The organism is Xanthomonas sp. NCPPB 3442 (assembly GCF_056725145.1).
In genome coordinates this window covers 1,300,379-1,317,640 of sequence record NZ_CM161514.1, presented here as the reverse complement: position 1 = coordinate 1,317,640, position 17,262 = coordinate 1,300,379, and the positions used below count along the sequence as shown (strand labels likewise).

Genomic DNA, 17,262 nt, shown 5'->3' with positions numbered 1-17,262 from the left:
CATCCCCGGATGACCCGCGCCCAAGCATGCGCCGGAGCCGGCGCGCCAGAACCGGATGGGCCTGCCGCTTCAGCCCCAGGCCCGTTTACCGCATGCCGGCCCCGTCCACGCGCCGCCGTCCTGGTCGGCAGTCACACTTTCGTCCCGCCTCTGTGACCGCAAGCACACGATCGGCCTTGGCATGCCCTATGCTTGCCGCTTCCACCCTGTAGCCGCGCGCATGAGTACCGTCCTGTCCGATCGAGCGGCCGAACCGCTTCCCTGCGCACCCAAGCCCCCCAGCGAAGCATTGCGTCTGCAGGCGCTGCGCAGCTACGGCATTCTCGACACCCCGCGCGAAGCGGCCTTCGATGACATCACCCGGCTTGCCTCGATCATTTGCCAGACGCCGATCGCACTGATCAGCCTGGTCGATGCGGACCGCCAGTGGTTCAAGAGTGAGCTCGGGATGGGCGAGCGCGAAACCCCGCTGTTCAAGTCGATGTGCGCGCATGCGCTGCTCGAGAACGATGTGCTGGTGGTGCCCGACACGCGCCATGACATCCGCTTCGCGCGCAACCCGCTGGTCACCGGCGAGGCGCCGCTGCATTTCTATGCAGGTGCCTTGTTGAAGACACCCGACGGCCTGCCGCTAGGCACGGTGTGCGTGCTCGACCGGCAGCCGCGCCAACTCACCGAGGAGCAGGTGGAAGCCCTGCGCGCATTGGCACGCCAGACCATGGCGCAGCTGGAATTGCGCCGCGCACTGGCAATCGCCGAGGAATCCGATCGCTACCGCAGCCGCCTGATGGCCATCGCCGGGCACGATCTGAAGACCCCATTGCGCACTGCCGCCTACGCCATCGACAAGATGCGCCGGCACGCCGACGTCGACGCCGTTCCCAACCTGGTCACCGCGCGCGATGCGATCAGCCTGGTGGGCCGCAGCCTGGACGAGCTGGCCACGCTGGCGGCCGCGAGCAAGGCCGCCATGCCGGACCTGCAGCCACTGCAGCTGGAAGACGTGCTGCATTCGATCCTCGGCGTGTGGCGTCAACCGGCCATCGACAAGTACCTGGCCCTTCGCTATGTGCACACCTCGCTGCGCGTGCGCAGCCACCCCACACTGCTGACCACCTTGATCGGCAACCTGGTCGGCAATGCCATCAAGTACACCGAGCGTGGCCGCGTGCTGGTCGGCACCCGCCGCCGCCCCGGTTTTGCGGAAGTGGAGATCATCGACAGCGGCATCGGCTTGAACATGGACCAACCCGAGCAGGTCTTCCAGGCGTTCCGCCAGGCCGACCCGCGCAGCGACGGTTTGGGCATCGGCCTGTGGATCGTGCATCGCACTGCCGAGACGTTGGGCTGTGAAGTGGACGTCCGGCCGCGGCCGCAGGGCGGGACCTGTTTTTCGGTGCGGATTCCGTTGGCCTAAAGATGTGTGGCTCGCCGCGTGTTCGGGCTGCGCGGCAAACGCCTGGGTCTCACCTAGTGGGGCACCGGTCTGTGGCCAGACCTCAACGCGCGAACCCTCCATCCCATCGAGCCGACGTTGCAGCTGCCCGCGCCACGCCAAGTCGCGCCTCAGTGGCGACCGCTCAGACCCGGCCACTCGCCGCAGGTGTCAGAATCCAGCACCGGCTCCGATCGCGCACTGCCTGCCGTGCATGGGGCAGGACTTGGCGCTGTTCCATCTTTAACCGATGCTCGCTGCGGAACATAAAAAAAGCGGACCCGGGCTCCCGACCCGGGTCCGCCGCCAAGCACGCCAGGCCTCTCCCCAGGGACCCGGATGCGCCAGCCGCTCTGTGCACAGCCTCGCGCAACAGTGATGCGACAGCGCTAGCAACCCTTCGACGACACCGCGAAACACACCGGCAATGCGATCACCTGCATCGCCAGCTCTGCGCCGTCCACCCCTAGACGTTCGAGAGTGTCGCGTCATGGTTGCTATAAGGGTTTTCGACAACGCAGCGCGCAACTTGATGCGCCCGGTCGACGCCGACTGCATCGCCCTGACACGGGTAGGGAAAATCACCCACAGCACGCATGGCAGCGCTGCCGGCAGGCACGCATCCCATTGATCCTGCGGATATTTTTTTGCGGCGATTGCGCTGCAGTGCAGCACCGAGGTCATCGCGAACGCACCGATCACACGGCCAAGCCGCCACCGTTTGGAAGGGGCATGCACGCACGTCCACTCCGGCTCCCGTGCGCCGTCCACATCGCCTGACCACTGCCCGGTGGGCTGTGCTAGCCGCCCATATCCCGGCCTCAGACGTCGGACGCATCCGCATCCTGGCGCGCGAACCACTCGGCCGAATGCACATCCGCGGCCGCAACGTCCAGCGCCTTGCGCAGCACTTCCAGCGGGATCTGCACGCGCGTGCTGCTGCCTGCACCGCCACCCATAACGCTTCGTCGCGCGGGTCGGCCAGCACCGTCAGCACCTCATGTTCGCGGCCCGCGATGCTGGCCGACAGCTGCAGCGACATGCCGCCGTCCGGCTCGGACGACCACAGCCTGCTCAGTGCGGGGCGCAATGGCTCGGTCATCGTGCCGCTCAGCTGGTGATGGTCTGGGTCAACGATTCCCAGGTCGGCGGCAACGGCCAGTTGGGCGCCTGATTGCCGTCCAGCACGCGGCGTAGGTCGCGCTTGTCGATTTGCGGCGCGAGCACATGCACCAGGTCCAGCGCGTAGTCGCGCAGCACGCGGTCGCGCGGCAGCACCGCCCAGGCGATGCACTCGGCGATCGGCGCCGGCGCCGGCCAGGCGCGCAGGTCCTCGTCGAAGGCATTGACCGCCATTTCCGCGACCAATCCCACGCCAAGCCCTGCGCGCACATAGGTCTTGATCAGGTCGGCATCCAGCGCGGTCAGCGCAATGCTCGGCTCCAGCCCCACCTGCGCAAACGCGCGCTGCAGCGACGAGCCCGGCCGGGTGGAGGATTCGTAGCTGATCAGCGGATGCTCGGCCAGCGCCTGCATGTCCGGTGCCGTGCGCGGGTGATCCAGTGCATGCCCCCGCGGCACCACCACCAGCCGCCGCCAGCGGTACAGCGGCACTGCGATGCCGGCGCTCGGCTCGCCACCGGCGGTGCTGACCACCGCGATGTCCGCATCGCCCTGGCTCAGCAAATCCAGGGCCGCACTTTCGGCGGCCTGCTGCAGATGCACGCTCACTTGCGGGTAGGCATTCTTGATCTGTGCCACCGCCGGCGGCAGCACGAAGCGCGCCTGGGTATGGGTGGTGGTCAGGGTCAGCTGGCCCTGGCTTTCGCGGCGCTGGTTGGCCGCATAGGTGCGGATGTTGTTGGCCTCCGACAGCACCGCGCGCGCGCGCTCGATCACTTCCACACCGGCCGGCGTCACTGCGTCCAGGCTACGTCCCTTGCGCACGAACAGCAGAAAGCCCAGTTCGTCCTCCAGCTGCTTGAGCTGCTTGGACAGGCCGGGCTGGGTCGCGTGCACGCGCGCGGCGGCCAGGGTGATGTTCAGCTCGGCATCGGCAATGGCCACCAGATAGCGAAGTTGGGTCAGCGTCATGGCTTATATCCAAAAAAGCGCGAGGCGCTACAAGGACTTCGACTGTAGAGGAGTTCTGCGGGCCAGCTTATAACCGAACGCTATTTTTAGGATGGATGAAGTCATTTCCGACGGCTATAAGCCGGCGTTACGGTCTGCCCTCCCTCAAGGATGCTGCCGAACCGTGACTCCTGCGTTCCCGCTGCTTGCCGACCTGCGTGGCCGTGCCGTCCTGGTGGTCGGCGGCGGTGCCGATGCCGAACGCGCCACTGCCCAGCTGCTGCAGGCCGGTGCGCTGCCGCTAGTGGGCGCGCCCGAGCTCACGGCGCAGCTGCGGCACTGGGCGCAGGCCGGGCAACTGCGCTGGTTGGCCGGTCGGTTCGACCCGGCATGGCTGGCGCAACCCGACCAACCGCTGTGGCTCACCATCGCCGCCAGCGAATCGGAAGCGCTCAACGACGCCCTGCGCCATGCGGCCAGCGCCCGCCGGCTGCTGACCCACATCGCGACGCCTGCGGCGTCCGCAACGGCTCCTGCGCGCTCCCCCGCACCGCGCAGCCCGATCGGCACGCTGGCACCCGGCAACGTGAGCCTGGTCGGCGCCGGCCCCGGCGATCCCGGCCTGCTCACCCGGCATGCGCTGCGCGCACTGCGTCAGGCCGAGGTGGTGCTGCACGACCGCCTGGTCAGCCCGCAGATCCTGCGCCTGGCTCGGCATGGCGCGCACCTCATCGAGGTGGGCAAGTCGGCGCAAGGCCATAGCACCCGGCAGGAACAGATCCACGCCCTGATGTTGGACCACGCCCGCGCCGGTCGCCGCGTGGTGCGGCTGAAGGGCGGCGACCCGTTCGTGTTCGGCCGCGGCGGCGAAGAGCTGGAATTCCTGCGCGCGCACGGCATCGGCTTTCAGGTGATTCCCGGCATCACCGCCGCCATCGCCTGCGCTGCGTATGCCGGCATCCCGCTCACCCACCGCGACCACGCGCAATCGCTGCGCCTGATCACCGCGCACTGCAAGGATTCGCTGGACACGCTGGACTGGCAGGCGCTCGGCCAGGAGCGGCAGACGCTGGCCTTCTACATGGGCGTGGCCGGCCTGGACGCCATCCAGCAGCGGCTGCTGCAGGCCGGGCGCGCAGCCTCCACCCCGTTTGCGCTGGTCGAAAACGGCTCGCGCCCGCAGCAACGCGTGATCCTCGGTACGCTCGCCAGCCTGGCCGCCAGCGCCCGGCAGCATGCCGTGACCGCCCCGGCGCTGCTGATCCTGGGCGAGGTGGCGACGCTGGCGCAGACGCTGCACTGGTTCGGCAGCGCGCCGCTGAGCGCCTCGCCGCCGCACTCACCCGGCGCAACGCCCCACACGCCCACACTGGCCCACGCAGCCTGACCCCGACGGAGACCCCATGGCCCTGTACGACAACATTCTCGACACCATCGGCCACACCCCGGTGATCAAGCTCCAACGCCTCGCCCCGGACAACGTGACCTTGTACGTCAAGGTCGAATCGTTCAATCCCGGCGGCTCGGTCAAGGACCGGCTGGCGCTGGCGATCATCCTCGACGCCGAACAACGCGGCCTGCTCAAGCCCGGCGACACCATCGTCGAAGCCACCTCCGGCAACACCGGCGTGGCACTGGCGATGGTGGCCGCAGCGCGCGGCTACAAGTTCGTCGCCACCATGGTGGAAACCTTCTCCATCGAACGCCGCAAGCTGATGCGTGCCTACGGCGCCAAGGTCATCCTGACCCCGGCTGCCGAGCGCGGCAGCGGCATGGTGCGTAAAGCAAAGGAACTGGCCGAACAGCACGGCTGGTTCCTGGCCAGCCAGTTCGCCAATCCGGCCAACCCGGCCTACCACCGCAACACCACCGCTGCCGAAATCCTGCGTGACTTCGCCGGCCACCGGCTGGACCATTTCGTCACCGGCTGGGGCACCGGCGGCACCCTCACCGGCGTGGGCGAGGTCCTGCGCGTTGCGCGACCGGAAGTGCGCATCACCGCCTCGGAGCCGGCTGGCGCCGCCCTGCTGCAAGGCCAGGACTGGAAGCCGCACAAGATCCAGGGCTGGACGCCGGACTTCGTGCCCGAGGTGCTCAACCGCGAGGCCGCCCACCAGGTTCTGAGCGTGGAAGACACAGACGCCATCACCGTCGCGCGGCGCCTGGCCGCCGAAGAAGGCATCTTCACCGGCATCTCCGGCGGTGCCACCGTCGCCACCGCGCTGCGCGTGGCAGAAGGCGCCGCATCTGGCGCCGTCATCCTGGCGATGCTGCCGGACACCGGCGAACGCTACTTCTCGACCCCGCTCTTTGCCGACATCAACGAAGGCTCCGACGACGACTGGCTGGCCGGACTGCCCTGATCGGGCGCAGTCGATGACCAGGCCCGAAGCCGCGCAATGCGCGGCTTTTTTTGGCCCCGGCCGAACAGTGCACTTGCGCCGAAAGACGCGGCGTCGCGGCGGCCACGTCGTGCCCACGATCCGTGACCGCCCCGAGGTGAAGGCGCACGCGGTATTGCCGAGACCAGGCGTGACACGTGCCCGGCACGCCTCGCGCTGGGCGCAGCATCCGCCCGGTTTTCCGGATGTCGGGACGCCCGCACTCCCGTCCATGTCAAGGAAACGTTAGGATGGCGGCCGTAATGTAGGGAGAGATGTGTGAGCAACCAGCCGTATGGACACAGCGAGACCCGTGCCGCACGGGCGCCATGGCTGGTAAAAATGACCTCCCCGGTCCACTTTGCGCTCGCCCTGGGGCTGGGCGCGTGGTTGCAAGAGGCGCTGGACCTGCCTCTCCCTCCTCCCGCGCCGCTGGCCTGGATCGAATTGGCTGGCGGCGGCATCGCCTGTCTCGGCCTGGGGTTGGCGGTGAGCTGCTTCGTGCTGTTTGCGCGTCGGCGCACCACCATCATGCCCAGCGGCCATCCCTCGCGCCTGGTGCTGGACGGCCCGTATCGCGTCACCCGCAACCCGATGTACCTGGCCTTGGTGCTGAGCTACGTCGGCCTGTGCCTGCAACTCGGCTTGCTGTGGGCGGTTGTGTTGGTGCCGCTGCCGTGGCTTGCGCTGCAGCGCTATGTCATTCCGTTCGAAGAGGCGCGGCTGCGCGCCGAATTCGGCCGCCACTACAACGACTACTGCGCGCGTGTCCGCCGCTGGTTGTAGACCCGACATGCATCGCCTCGTGCGTTGCGAAGGTTGTCGCCGATCGCCCCGAGGCAGCGCCCAGATGTCGCGGGGCGGCATACATTCCACCCCGTCGGACAGTCGCAGCAGATGAGATGAATGGCCGATAGCGTGCGGATTCCGCAGCGTGCTCCCCATCACGCGCCCATCATGCAATTCGCATAATTATCGCGCTATGAGAATCGAAGTCTGGCAAGGCGACATCACCGAACTCGACGTTGACGTCATCGTCAACGCCGCCAACGAATCACTGCTCGGCGGTGGTGGCGTCGATGGCGCCATCCACCGTGCCGCCGGCCCGCGCTTGCTGGAAGCCTGCGAAGCGTTGCCGCAGGTGCGCCCGGGCGTGCGTTGCCCCACCGGCGAAATCCGCATCACCGACGGTTTCAATTTGAAGGCCCGCCATGTCTTTCATACCGTCGGCCCGGTGTGGCGCGACGGCAAGCACAACGAACCCGAACAGCTGGCCAACTGCTATTGGCAATCGCTGAAACTCGCCGAACAGATGATGCTGCACTCGATCGCGTTCCCGGCGATCAGCTGCGGTATCTACGGCTATCCGCTGTATCAGGCAGCGCGCATCGCCGTGACCGAAACACGCGATTGGCAGCGCTCGCACAAGGTGCCTAAGCACATCGTCCTGGTGGCCTACAACGAGGCGACCTACAAGGCCTATCAGCAGGCGTTGGCCACGCAGGAAACTGCAGCGGCCTGAGATCGGATTGACGTTGGCGGCCTGCCGCATCGACCGGCTGGATTGCACAAGCCATTGAGCGATTCCGATTGAGCAAAGGGCGCCGAAAGGCGCCCTTTGCGTTTTTTCGCGCGGCATCGAAGCGCACCTGCGGATGCAGCAAACAAAAAACGCCGGCATCGCTGCCGGCGTGTTTGTTTCATCGATGCGGCGGCCTTGCAGCCGCCATCAATCGATCAACCTTTCCACTTACCCAGCGCGGCCAGGCCGTTTTCCTTGGCGCGTTCGTAGATGACCTGCTGCGCCTTGGCGAAGTTGCCGGTCATGTCCTTGGCCCACAGCTTCAGCGCGGCCTGCTGCATGGCGCGGCCGTAGGAGAAGCTCAGCGGCCAGGGCAGATTGCCGAGCTGGTGCATTTCGTTGAGGTGGGCGGTGGACTGCTCGTCGGTCTGGCCGCCGGACAGGAACACGATGCCCGGCAGGATCGCCGGCACGGTGGACTTCAGGCACATCACGGTGGACTCGGCCACTTCTTCGATGCTGGCCTGCTCTTCGCAACTCTTGCCGGAGATGACCATCGACGCCTTCAGGATGGTGCCTTCCAGCACGACGTTCTGCTCATACAGCGCACCGAACAGCGAGCGCAGCGTGGCTTCGGTGACTTCGTAGCAGGTTTCGATGTCGTGGCTGCCGTCCATGATCACTTCCGGCTCGACCATCGGCACCAGGCCTTGTTCCTGGCACAGCGCTGCGTAGCGCGCCAACGCATGCGAGTTGGCCTCGATGCAGGTGCCGGACGGAATGTCTTCGCCGATGTTGATGACCGCACGCCACTTGGCGAAGCGCGCACCCAGCGTGTAGTACTCCTCCAGCCGTGCACGCAGGCCGTCCAGGCCTTCGGTGACCAGTTCGCCCGGCATGCCGGCCAGCGGCTGCGCGCCCTTGTCGACCTTGATGCCCGGGATGATGCCGTGGGCGGTCATGTACTCGGCGAACGGCACGCCATCCTTGGTCTTCTGACGGATGGTCTCGTCGAACAGGATGGCGCCGGAGATGTAGTCGCTCAGCTTGGGCGTGGTCAGCAACAGTTCGCGGTAGGCGCGACGGTTCTCTTCGATGTTCTCGATGCCGACGCTGGCAAAACGCTTGGCGATCGTACTGGTCGATTCGTCGATGGCGATGATGCCCTTACCCGGGGCGACCATCGCCTGGGCGGTTTCGGCAAGCTGTTCGATGCTCATGTAGTTCCTGTGGCAGCTGCGGGGGAGAACGAAAGTATAGCGACGAAAGTCGTACACATTCCTTCACGGAATGCCTGCAACCGATTACACGTGATCTGCGTGACAGGATGTGTGGTGATGCTCGCATCGCGGGAATCGGGAATCGGGAATCGGGAAAGCTGAGCATGGTGCGCGGCGCGGCGCTTGCGGTGCCGTGATGCATGGCTGCAATGACTGCGCTGGCGCGTTGATATGGAGCCATGCGTGAGTCAGCCGGCATTTTTGAAGGTTGGCCGCGTCGCTGCTTCGTCCGTCGCAATAGCGCTGCGCCTGCGGCGTACGTTACATCGTAGACAGCGTCTTGTTCCGCCATGACCAGCACCGTTGCGGCAGCGCGCGTGCGATGTGGTGGGGACCGGGTACCTGCCGGATCCGGCCGTTGACCAACGATCCGGCCACGACCGGGTGCGCGTCCAGCGGCCAGGTCGCCACACAGCACGACGGCGGCCCTGGGGCCGCCGTCGTGTGTCGCCTCTGTTCCGGCTCAGGTCATGCGCCGGATGCAGTCCACAAGCGTTAGAGCTCGCCCAGCCCAGTGGCGCGACCGTCTTCGCCCACTTCCAGCAGGCGCAGCGTGTTGGTGGCGCCATGGGTTTCCATGTGCTCGCCACTGGTAAACACCACGCGGTCGCCAGGCCCCATGCGCTCGTTCTCCACCAGCAGACGGATCGCCGCACGCGCGGCTTCGCGCGGGGTCAGGCCGCGGCTATCGAAGCTGATCGGGAACACGCCACGCATCATGGCCATCTGGCGGCGCGCGCCATCATGACGGGTGAAGGCGTAGATCGGCATATTGGAGCGGAAGCGCGACAGGAAGCGCGGCGTGCCGCCGGATTCGGTCAACGCCACCACGCCGCCTAGGCCGATGTGCTCGGACAGGAACATGGTTGCCATCGCAATCGCCTGGTCGGCGCGCTGCAGGTTGCGTTGCGCCGCTTCGAAGTCGGTGTCGAATTCGAACTGGTGTTCGGCTCCCAGGCAGATGCGCGCCATCGCTTCCACCGCACGCACCGGATAAGCGCCGGCGGCGGTCTCGGCCGAGAGCATCACCGCATCGGTACCGTCGATGACCGCGTTGGCCACGTCCAGCACTTCGGCGCGGGTAGGGATCGGGCTTTCGACCATCGACTGCAGCATCTGCGTGGCAGTGATCACCACCTTGTTCTGCGCCAGCGATTCGCGAATGATCTTCTTCTGCAGGCCGGGCAATTCAGCGTCACCGATCTCAACGCCCAGATCGCCACGCGCCACCATCACCACATCGGAGGCTTCGACGATCTCGACCAGGTTTTCGATCGCCTCGGTGCGCTCGATCTTGGACACCAGTTGCGCATCGCAGCCGTGCTGCTGGGCGATCTGACGCGCGTCGTGCATGTCCTGCGCATTGCGACAGAACGACACCGCAATGAAGTCCACGCCGATCTTGGCCACGATGCCGATCAGTTCCTTGTCGCGCTCGGTCAATGCGCCCAGCGACAGACCACCGCCCTGCTTGTTGAGGCCCTTGCGGTCGGACAGCACGCCATCGTTCAACACCTTGGTGACGATGCGCTCGCCCTGCACATCGGTCACCTGCAACTGCATCAGACCATCGTCGAGCAGCAGCACGTCGCCGGCGGTCACGTCCTGCGGCAGCCCCAGATAGCTGACGCCAACCTGCGTCTGGTCGCCAGCCGGCGCGTTGGCATCGGCCACCAGGTCGAAGCGATCGCCCATGGTCAGCTTGATCTTGCCTTCGGCAAACCGTTCGATACGGATCTTCGGGCCCGGCAAGTCGGCCAGGATGCCGACCTCGGCACCGACGCGGGCCGCAGCGGCACGTACTTCGGCGGCGCGCTTGGCCTGGCCAGAGGGGTCGCCATGGCTGAAGTTGAGGCGCACCACGTTGACGCCCGCCTTGAACAGCGTATCCAGCACACCGGGCGCATCCGTTGCCGGTCCGAGGGTGGCGAGGATCTTGGTGCGGCGTTGACGTTCTTTCATGATGGCCTCCCTGTAAAAGCCGCGAAACTTAACACACACGTCACGTACCGAGGATGGCATTGCGGCATAGCCTTCCTCCGATTGCGGCATGTCTTATAGACAGTGCGGGACAGTACGTACGCCTGCGCCCGCGCTGCCATGAGCAATGCGAACGGTCGCCACCCTAACCCGGCGACGGTGAAGAGTGTTCTGCGCGCTTCGAACCGCAACTGCAGGCGCGGCGACCAAGCGAACGCAACGGCCGACGCGCACTGCCCATCACTGAAGCAACGCCGCCAGTTCAGCCGGCGTGCGTGCCAGCGCACCGGCACCGGCGGCGCGCAATTCGCCCTCGTCGCCGAAGCCCCACAACACGCCAATGCTGTGGATGCCGTGGTGATTGGCGCCATCGATATCCATGCGCCGGTCACCGATCATCACGCAGCCGGCCTTGTCAATCTGCAAACGGCGCAGCGCTTCGGCAATGAGATCCGGCTTGAAGCGACGTTCGCCGTCTTCGCTGGCACCGATCACCTCTTCGAAGCACGCGCCGAAGGGCAGATGCTCGACGATGCGCCGCGCGTAGCGCTCATTCTTCGAGGTCACCACGGCCAGACGATGACCGGCGCGCTGCAGGCCGGTGACAACCTCGCCGATGCCGTCGAACACGCTGAGTTCGGTCCAGCCTACCGCGTCGTAGCGTGCGCGGTAGAGCCCGAGCGCGCGCTGCACCAACTCCGGATCGTCCGGAAAACACTCGGTGAAGCTGTCGCGCAACGGCGGGCCGATCCAGGCGCGCAAGGTCTGCGCCGACGGACGCGGCTGGCCGAGTTCGTCGAAGGCGTGCACGATGCTGGCAACGATGCCTGGCTCCGAATCGACCAGCGTGCCGTCCAGATCGAAAAACAGCGTGGCTGCACTCACTGACCGCGGGCCTGGAGTGCGGCCACCGCCGGCAAGGTCTTGCCTTCCAGAAACTCCAGGAACGCACCGCCACCCGTGGAAATGTAGGTGACGTCCTGGGCGATGTCGTATTTGTCCACTGCGGCCAGGGTGTCGCCACCGCCCGCGATCGAGAACGCCTTGGAACTGGCGATCGCGCGCGCCAGCGTTTCGGTGCCGTGGCTGAAGGACTCGAATTCGAAGACGCCCACCGGCCCGTTCCACACCACGGTACCGGCACTGGCGATCAGCTCGGCGTAGCGCTGCGCGGTTTGCGGGCCGATATCCAGGATCAGATCGTCCGCGTCGACCGCGTCCAGCGACTTCACGCTGGCCTGCGCATCGGGCAGGAACTGCTTGGCAACGACCACATCGGTGGGCAGCGGAATCTCGGCGCCACGCGCCTTGGCATCGGCCACGATCTGGTTGGCGGTCGGGATCAAGTCCGGCTCGTTCAACGACTTGCCCACGGCATGCCCGGCCGCGGCGATGAAGGTGTTGGCGATGCCGCCGCCGACGATCAGTTGGTCGACCTTGTTGACCAGGTTGGACAGCAACTCCAACTTGGTCGAGACCTTGCTGCCGGCCACGATCGCCAGCAGGGGCTTGGCCGGGTTGTCCAGCGCCTTGGCCAGGGCGTCGAGTTCGGCCATCAACAGCGGGCCGCCTGCGGCGACCGGCGCGAAGCGGATCACGCCATGCGTGGAGGCCTGCGCACGGTGCGCGGTGCCGAAGGCATCCATCACGAACACGTCGCACAACGCGGCGTACTTGCGCGCCAGCGTCTCATCGTCCTTGCCCTCGCCGACATTCATGCGGCAGTTTTCCAGCAGCACCACCTGGCCCGGCGCGACGTCCACGCCGTCGACCCAGTCGCGCACCAGCGGCACGTCCACGCCCAGCAACGCGGCCAGGCGCGTGGCCACCGGCGCCAGCGAATCTTCTTCGGTCCAGCTGCCTTCCTTGGGGCGGCCCAGGTGCGAGGTCACCATCACGGCCGCGCCTTTTTCCAGGGCCAGCTTGATGGTGGGCACCGAGGCGGTGATGCGCTGTTCGGAGGTGATCTGGCCGTTGTCGATCGGCACGTTGAGATCCTGGCGGATCAGCACGCGCTTGCCGGAGAGATCGAGGTCGGTCATGCGGACAATGGACATGGGCTCAGCTCGTTCGGTCTAGGGAGGGGGAATGGGAATGGACATGCAGACGCACCCAGCAGAGGCGCCGGTGCAAACATTGTGAGCGCTTTGCCTTAGCGGCAACCGGCTGTGGGTCGCCATCGCGCCTTCGTTGCGCCCGCATGTGGACCGCGCAGCGCCGGTTGCCCACCACGCGCCAGGCCGCCAGGACGGCTGGCAAGGCGCGGGATGCTTGGTCGAACACGACGGGCAATACGGCTGCCTTGGTCACGGGGGACGCCTATTGTCCGACCTTCGCGCCGCAGCGGCAAACCGCCATGCGAAGCGGGCGCGATCAGCCGTTGCGATTGGCCGATGCGCTACGCAACAGGCTCACCGCGAAACCGCCGACCAGCAAGGCGCCACCGACCAACAGACCCCACAGCAGCCAACGCTTCCAGTCGCGCGGCGCGGCGGCCGGTTGCAACGCGGCATCCCCCGCCAGCGGCTGTGCCTGCGCAGCCAGGCGGGCCTGCGCCGGCTGCCACCGTGCGCCGCGTTCGCGCCGCAGTGCCTGCAGCATTGCGCCCAGTGGTGCGTCGGTGCGCTGCGCACGCGCACTGCCGGCGACCAGCGCATATGGCGGCTGGCCCTGGGCGAGAAACATCAACCGCTCCGGTTGGTACCCGACGCGCAGCGTCGGCACGGCGGTGCTGCGCCCCTGGGCGGCGACCAACCGCCATTGGCGATCGCGCACGGGGGCAGTCAGCAGTTGCGGCGGCGACGCGGCTGCCGTGCCCTGGCCCAGTCGATACGCCAACCAGGGGCCGGCACGTTGCAGCCACGGCGCATCGTCGCTATCGCGACTTGCCACGATCCACTCGACCGCCTCGGCCTGACTGCCGCCGACATCCAGTTGGCTGATCGGAAAGCGACCGGGCAAGGCATACACCAGCGCCGCATCTGTTGCGGTGCCTGGCAAGTCCAGCCACTGCGGCGGTGTGGACATGGCGACGCCATCCAGCTCCGCCTCGACCACGCGTAATGCTGGCAGCTCGCCCGATGCGGTGACCAGGCGCAAGTAACGCGCCCCATCGTCCAGGGCGATACGACGCTGCTGCAGTCGCTGCGCCTGATTGTCCAGCGCCATGACCGTGGCGCTGGAGACGAGCACGCGCCAGTCGCGCAGATCGTCGCTGCCTTCCACACGCACCTGGGCCTGCACCGGCATGTCGCCCTCCCAATCCAGCACCAGCGCACGCGGGCGATCGCGCAGCGCGCTGGCATCGATCAGCCAGCTGACACCGCGGCCCGCAGCGACAGCCCCGGTCGCAAAGCGACCTTCCAGGCGGCGCACCGCACCACTGGCGTCGCGCTCGGCAATCAACTGCAGGTCGCCGTTGGCCGGCGCGGCACCGGCCGGCAGCGCAAACAGGGGCAGGCGCTGACGGCGTACCGCAGCCGCCGGTGCTGCATCCATCGGCAGCCAGGCGGTGGGCAGCTCTTGTCCACGCGCATCGATCACCGTGACATCGCGCAACGCCGCGTCGTGCGCGGTGCGATACACCGCCGCATCCAAGCTCACCTGATAGAGGCCGACATCCGCGCCGGTGACCTGCAGCGGCCACTGCTGGCGGTAGTCCTGCCGCACATCGGCGGCCTGCGCCAGCAGCGGCATCAGTATCAGCAGCAGTGCCCATCGCATCGTGTTCATGCCTGATCCTTTTCGACGCCGTTCTCTTGGACAGCATGACCTTCGGTCGCGACCGCACGCGGCGGCGCCGGCGCCAGATAGCCCACCACGGTGCACAACAGGCCATAGGCCATGAACGAGCCGATGCCGAGAAGATTGCCCAGATGCTGGCGGTCGACCAACACCAACTTCGCCAGGACCAGCCCCATCAGCAGCGCGCCGCTCAGCCACAGCCCGTGTTGACCACGACGCGAGCCGATCACCCAGCCCAGCACGCCAAGTACGCTCCAGACAATGGTGAGGCTGGTCTGCGACAAGGTGGCGCCGATCAGCGCCGAATCCCACGGCACACCGCCCCAGTGGTGCACGCTGTGCAAGGTGCTGCCGGTGATCAACGCCCAACCCAGCACACCCAGCGCGGTCACCCGCCAACGTTGCAGCACTGTCGGCGCAGCTGCCGACCAGGCCCAGCGCGCAAGCAAGGCCAGGACCGCCAATTGCGCCAGCTCGGCGGGATTGAGCAACGGCAACCATGGCAACGGGGCGGCGCTCACCGGATCCAGCAATGCGCGCAGCCAGCCGAGTCCCAGTACCGCGAACACGCAACTCAGCAACGCGTTGCGTGCAGGGTCGAAGCCGGTTCCCTGCGGCCAGGCCAGCCATGGCCAACGCAACAGCCCCAGCGTCGCCACCAACAACCACGGTGCCGCCAGCAAGGCGCAACGCCAGCCATTGGACAGCAAGAACGCGTCGGCCAGCCAGGCCGCGCCCAACGAGATGACCAACGGCCACAGCAGCCACCAGATGAACTGCGCCGCCATCGCGCCAGCGCCCTGCTGCGTGCGCAAGCACCACAGCGCACGCGCGCCCGCCACCGCAAACACACCCCATGCCAGCGCGCCCCAATGCGCGAATGGCTGGGTGTGCGCTGCGCCCTGCCACAGCGCCAATGGCGCCGCCAGCGCCAGACCAGACATCACCGTCCATACCAGCGCCGCTGCAGGACGGCGGCGATGCACTTCGGCCGCCAGCCATACACTGAGTGCGACCAAGCCCAGCAGCAGATCCGGCTCGCTGCGCAGATCGGCAAAACGCACGATCTCGTGCACGCCGCACAGCGTCCACCAGCCCAGTCCCCACAGATATGCCAGCAGCGCACGCCGCCGATGCCCGGCATCGCGCAGGAACCAGGCACTGGCCCAGCCGGCAAGCGCCAGCAGCACGGTACTCATGCAGGTTGCGTTGGCCACCGCGACCGCATCGTAGCGCCAGGCATCCACGCCGAACGCGACACCCACCGCCGCAAACACCTGCAGCGCGACACCGCCGACCTGCGAGACCCGCCGTTGTTGGCCAAGCCCCAGCCACAGCAACCCCACGCCTTCCAGCGCAAACACGCTCGCAGTGGCACGTGCCGACAGCGCCAGCGGTACGGCCAGGGTTGCAAACCCGACCGCCAGCATCGCGTGCGCCTGGCCCAGCACGCGCGTGGACGCGCGGCGCAGCAGCCAGCTGCCCAGGCCCGCGTACAACGCTGCCACCGCCACCGCGCACAACGCCAATGGCAGCCGATCGCCTTCAAGCAGGCGCGCCTGCAACGCGAAGGCGACGAGCGGCGTTCCGAACAACAGGCTGCCATCGATGAGCCTGCCGGCACTGCCGTCGCCGCGGCGCGCATGCAGGACCGGAATCGCCACGTACATGGCGAAAAACAGCAACAGGAACGGCTCGGTCGTGGCGAATTTCGCCGGGGAGTACTGCAGCGCCCCCCACACGGTGCCGATGCCGAAGGTGAAAGCAAACCCCAGCAGGTTCAGCACGCGCCACGGGCGTGTCCATGCAATCGCCACGATGCCGGCGTTGAGTACGGCGTAGTACGAAAACAGCGCGACATGATTGCCGCTGCCGGTAGACAACCAGATCGGCGCAAGAAAACCCGCCAGCACGCCCAGCACCGCCAACGTGCGCGAATCCTGCAGCACCGCCAGCACGCACATGCCCGCGATCAGCACCACGCTGATGCCCAGCGCCGTTCCGGCATCGAGCAAGCCGTACAACTTGAAGGCCGCGAACACCGTCAACAACAAGCCGCCGATGGCGCCGCCCTGCAAGGCCAACGCAAAGCCCGGCCGCTGCGCGCGCTGCTTCCAACCGAAGATCAGACCGGCCAATGCCAGGACGCTGATGCCGGCCAAGCGCAGCTCGATCGGCATGCGCATCCAGCCCTGGTCGCTGGCGTACTTCAACAGCGACGCCACGCCGGCCAACAACACCAGCATGCCGACCTTGACCGGCACATTGCCCTGGGTGAACCAACGCTTCAAGGCGCTGGCCGCGCGCGCGATGGCGCTGGGCGCGGCCGGAGGCCGGGGTGGTTGCGATTGTGCGGATTGCGACTGCGCCGGCTCGGCGCGCGTCGCCTGCGCTTGCGGGCTCGGACGTTCCGACCCCGCGATCGCACTGTGCGCCATCGCCTCTGCGGGTGCCTGCGCCGGCAATGGCGGCGGCACCGCCGAGGCAGACACGCCAACCGCGTCGTGGTCCGCGCTCGGCGCCTGCCAGCCAACGGCCTGACGCGCTGCATCGGAGATGCGGTACCCAGGTAGATCGCCGTCGGCAATAAAGCCCGGACCAGTGCCGACAGCGGACGCCTCGCCCGGTCGTTCCCATGCCCTGCCCTGCGCGTCCGCGGGTGCTTGCGCTGGCGCATCCGCAGGCTCGGCACCACTGCGCTGCCACTGCGCAAGCCGCTGCTCCAGCGCCGCCACCCGTCTCCGCAGCCCGGCCATCCACACCAGCGCGATCACCACACCCACCGGCACGGCGAGCAGCACCAGGGCCACCAACACGATTATCGTTTCCAACGCAGCAATCCCCGAG

The 17,262-nt window shown here is 67.1% G+C and carries 12 protein-coding genes, 1 other RNA gene and 1 pseudogene; 6 read left to right on the top strand and 8 right to left on the bottom strand.

Going from position 1 to position 17,262, the window contains the following annotated elements; all coding sequences use genetic code 11:
* Window positions 1–220: 220 nt before the first annotated feature.
* Entirely contained in the window at window positions 221–1,417 is a 1,197-nt protein-coding gene (locus AC1POX_RS05750) for a sensor histidine kinase (RefSeq protein WP_031424111.1), read from the top strand.
* Window positions 1,418–2,167: 750 nt separating this feature from the next.
* A non-coding RNA gene (locus AC1POX_RS05745) (sX9 sRNA) lies at window positions 2,168–2,241 on the top strand.
* A gap of 15 nt (window positions 2,242–2,256) precedes the next feature.
* Here AC1POX_RS05745 and AC1POX_RS05740 read toward each other — a convergent pair.
* Both AC1POX_RS05740 and AC1POX_RS05735 read right to left on the bottom strand, forming a co-directional pair.
* Window positions 2,257–2,477: pseudogene (locus AC1POX_RS05740) on the bottom strand (hypothetical protein).
* 68 nt (window positions 2,478–2,545) lie between these two features.
* A complete protein-coding gene (locus AC1POX_RS05735) occupies window positions 2,546–3,529 on the bottom strand; it encodes a LysR family transcriptional regulator (RefSeq protein ID WP_008574681.1) in 984 nt (327 codons plus the stop codon).
* Between the two features lie 163 nt (window positions 3,530–3,692).
* Between AC1POX_RS05735 and cobA the strand changes: the two genes are divergently transcribed.
* The 4 genes from cobA to AC1POX_RS05715 all read left to right on the top strand — a co-directional run bounded on the left by cobA (window position 3,693) and on the right by AC1POX_RS05715 (window position 7,411).
* A complete protein-coding gene (gene cobA, locus AC1POX_RS05730) occupies window positions 3,693–4,895 on the top strand; it encodes a uroporphyrinogen-III C-methyltransferase (RefSeq protein WP_219196805.1) in 1,203 nt (400 codons plus the stop codon).
* 16 nt (window positions 4,896–4,911) lie between these two features.
* A complete protein-coding gene (gene cysK / locus AC1POX_RS05725; RefSeq protein WP_338334242.1) occupies window positions 4,912–5,871 on the top strand; it encodes a cysteine synthase A in 960 nt (319 codons plus the stop codon).
* 297 nt (window positions 5,872–6,168) lie between these two features.
* Complete coding sequence (locus AC1POX_RS05720; RefSeq protein ID WP_065627662.1) at window positions 6,169–6,675, top strand: methyltransferase family protein; 507 nt, start codon at window positions 6,169–6,171, stop codon at window positions 6,673–6,675.
* A 196-nt stretch (window positions 6,676–6,871) separates the two neighbouring features.
* A complete protein-coding gene (locus tag AC1POX_RS05715) occupies window positions 6,872–7,411 on the top strand; it encodes an O-acetyl-ADP-ribose deacetylase (protein ID WP_008574675.1) in 540 nt (179 codons plus the stop codon).
* A 215-nt stretch (window positions 7,412–7,626) separates the two neighbouring features.
* On the opposite strand, the gene AC1POX_RS05710 is transcribed toward AC1POX_RS05715, so the two are convergent.
* The 6 genes from AC1POX_RS05710 to AC1POX_RS05685 form a co-directional block, all read right to left on the bottom strand.
* Window positions 7,627–8,631, bottom strand: a complete 1,005-nt coding sequence (locus AC1POX_RS05710) for a class I fructose-bisphosphate aldolase (RefSeq protein WP_003487259.1) — start codon at window positions 8,629–8,631, stop codon at window positions 7,627–7,629.
* Between the two features lie 555 nt (window positions 8,632–9,186).
* Window positions 9,187–10,653 carry a pyruvate kinase gene (gene pyk, locus AC1POX_RS05705; RefSeq protein WP_011348424.1) on the bottom strand — a complete coding sequence of 489 codons (1,467 nt, stop codon included), beginning with the start codon at window positions 10,651–10,653 and terminating at the stop codon, window positions 9,187–9,189.
* Window positions 10,654–10,911: 258 nt separating this feature from the next.
* Window positions 10,912–11,556 (bottom strand): HAD family hydrolase, encoded by a 645-nt coding sequence (locus AC1POX_RS05700; RefSeq protein ID WP_008574673.1) that lies wholly within the window; start codon window positions 11,554–11,556, stop codon window positions 10,912–10,914.
* Complete coding sequence (locus AC1POX_RS05695; protein WP_031424127.1) at window positions 11,553–12,728, bottom strand: phosphoglycerate kinase; 1,176 nt, start codon at window positions 12,726–12,728, stop codon at window positions 11,553–11,555. Before AC1POX_RS05695 ends, AC1POX_RS05700 begins: the two co-directional genes overlap by 4 nt.
* A gap of 316 nt (window positions 12,729–13,044) precedes the next feature.
* Window positions 13,045–14,403, bottom strand: coding sequence for a DUF3999 domain-containing protein (locus tag AC1POX_RS05690; protein WP_218539219.1), 1,359 nt, complete (start codon window positions 14,401–14,403; stop codon window positions 13,045–13,047).
* Window positions 14,400–17,231, bottom strand: a complete 2,832-nt coding sequence (locus tag AC1POX_RS05685) for a DUF2339 domain-containing protein (protein WP_372356846.1) — start codon at window positions 17,229–17,231, stop codon at window positions 14,400–14,402. The genes AC1POX_RS05690 and AC1POX_RS05685 overlap by 4 nt, the downstream gene beginning before the upstream one ends.
* Window positions 17,232–17,262 lie beyond the last annotated feature (31 nt).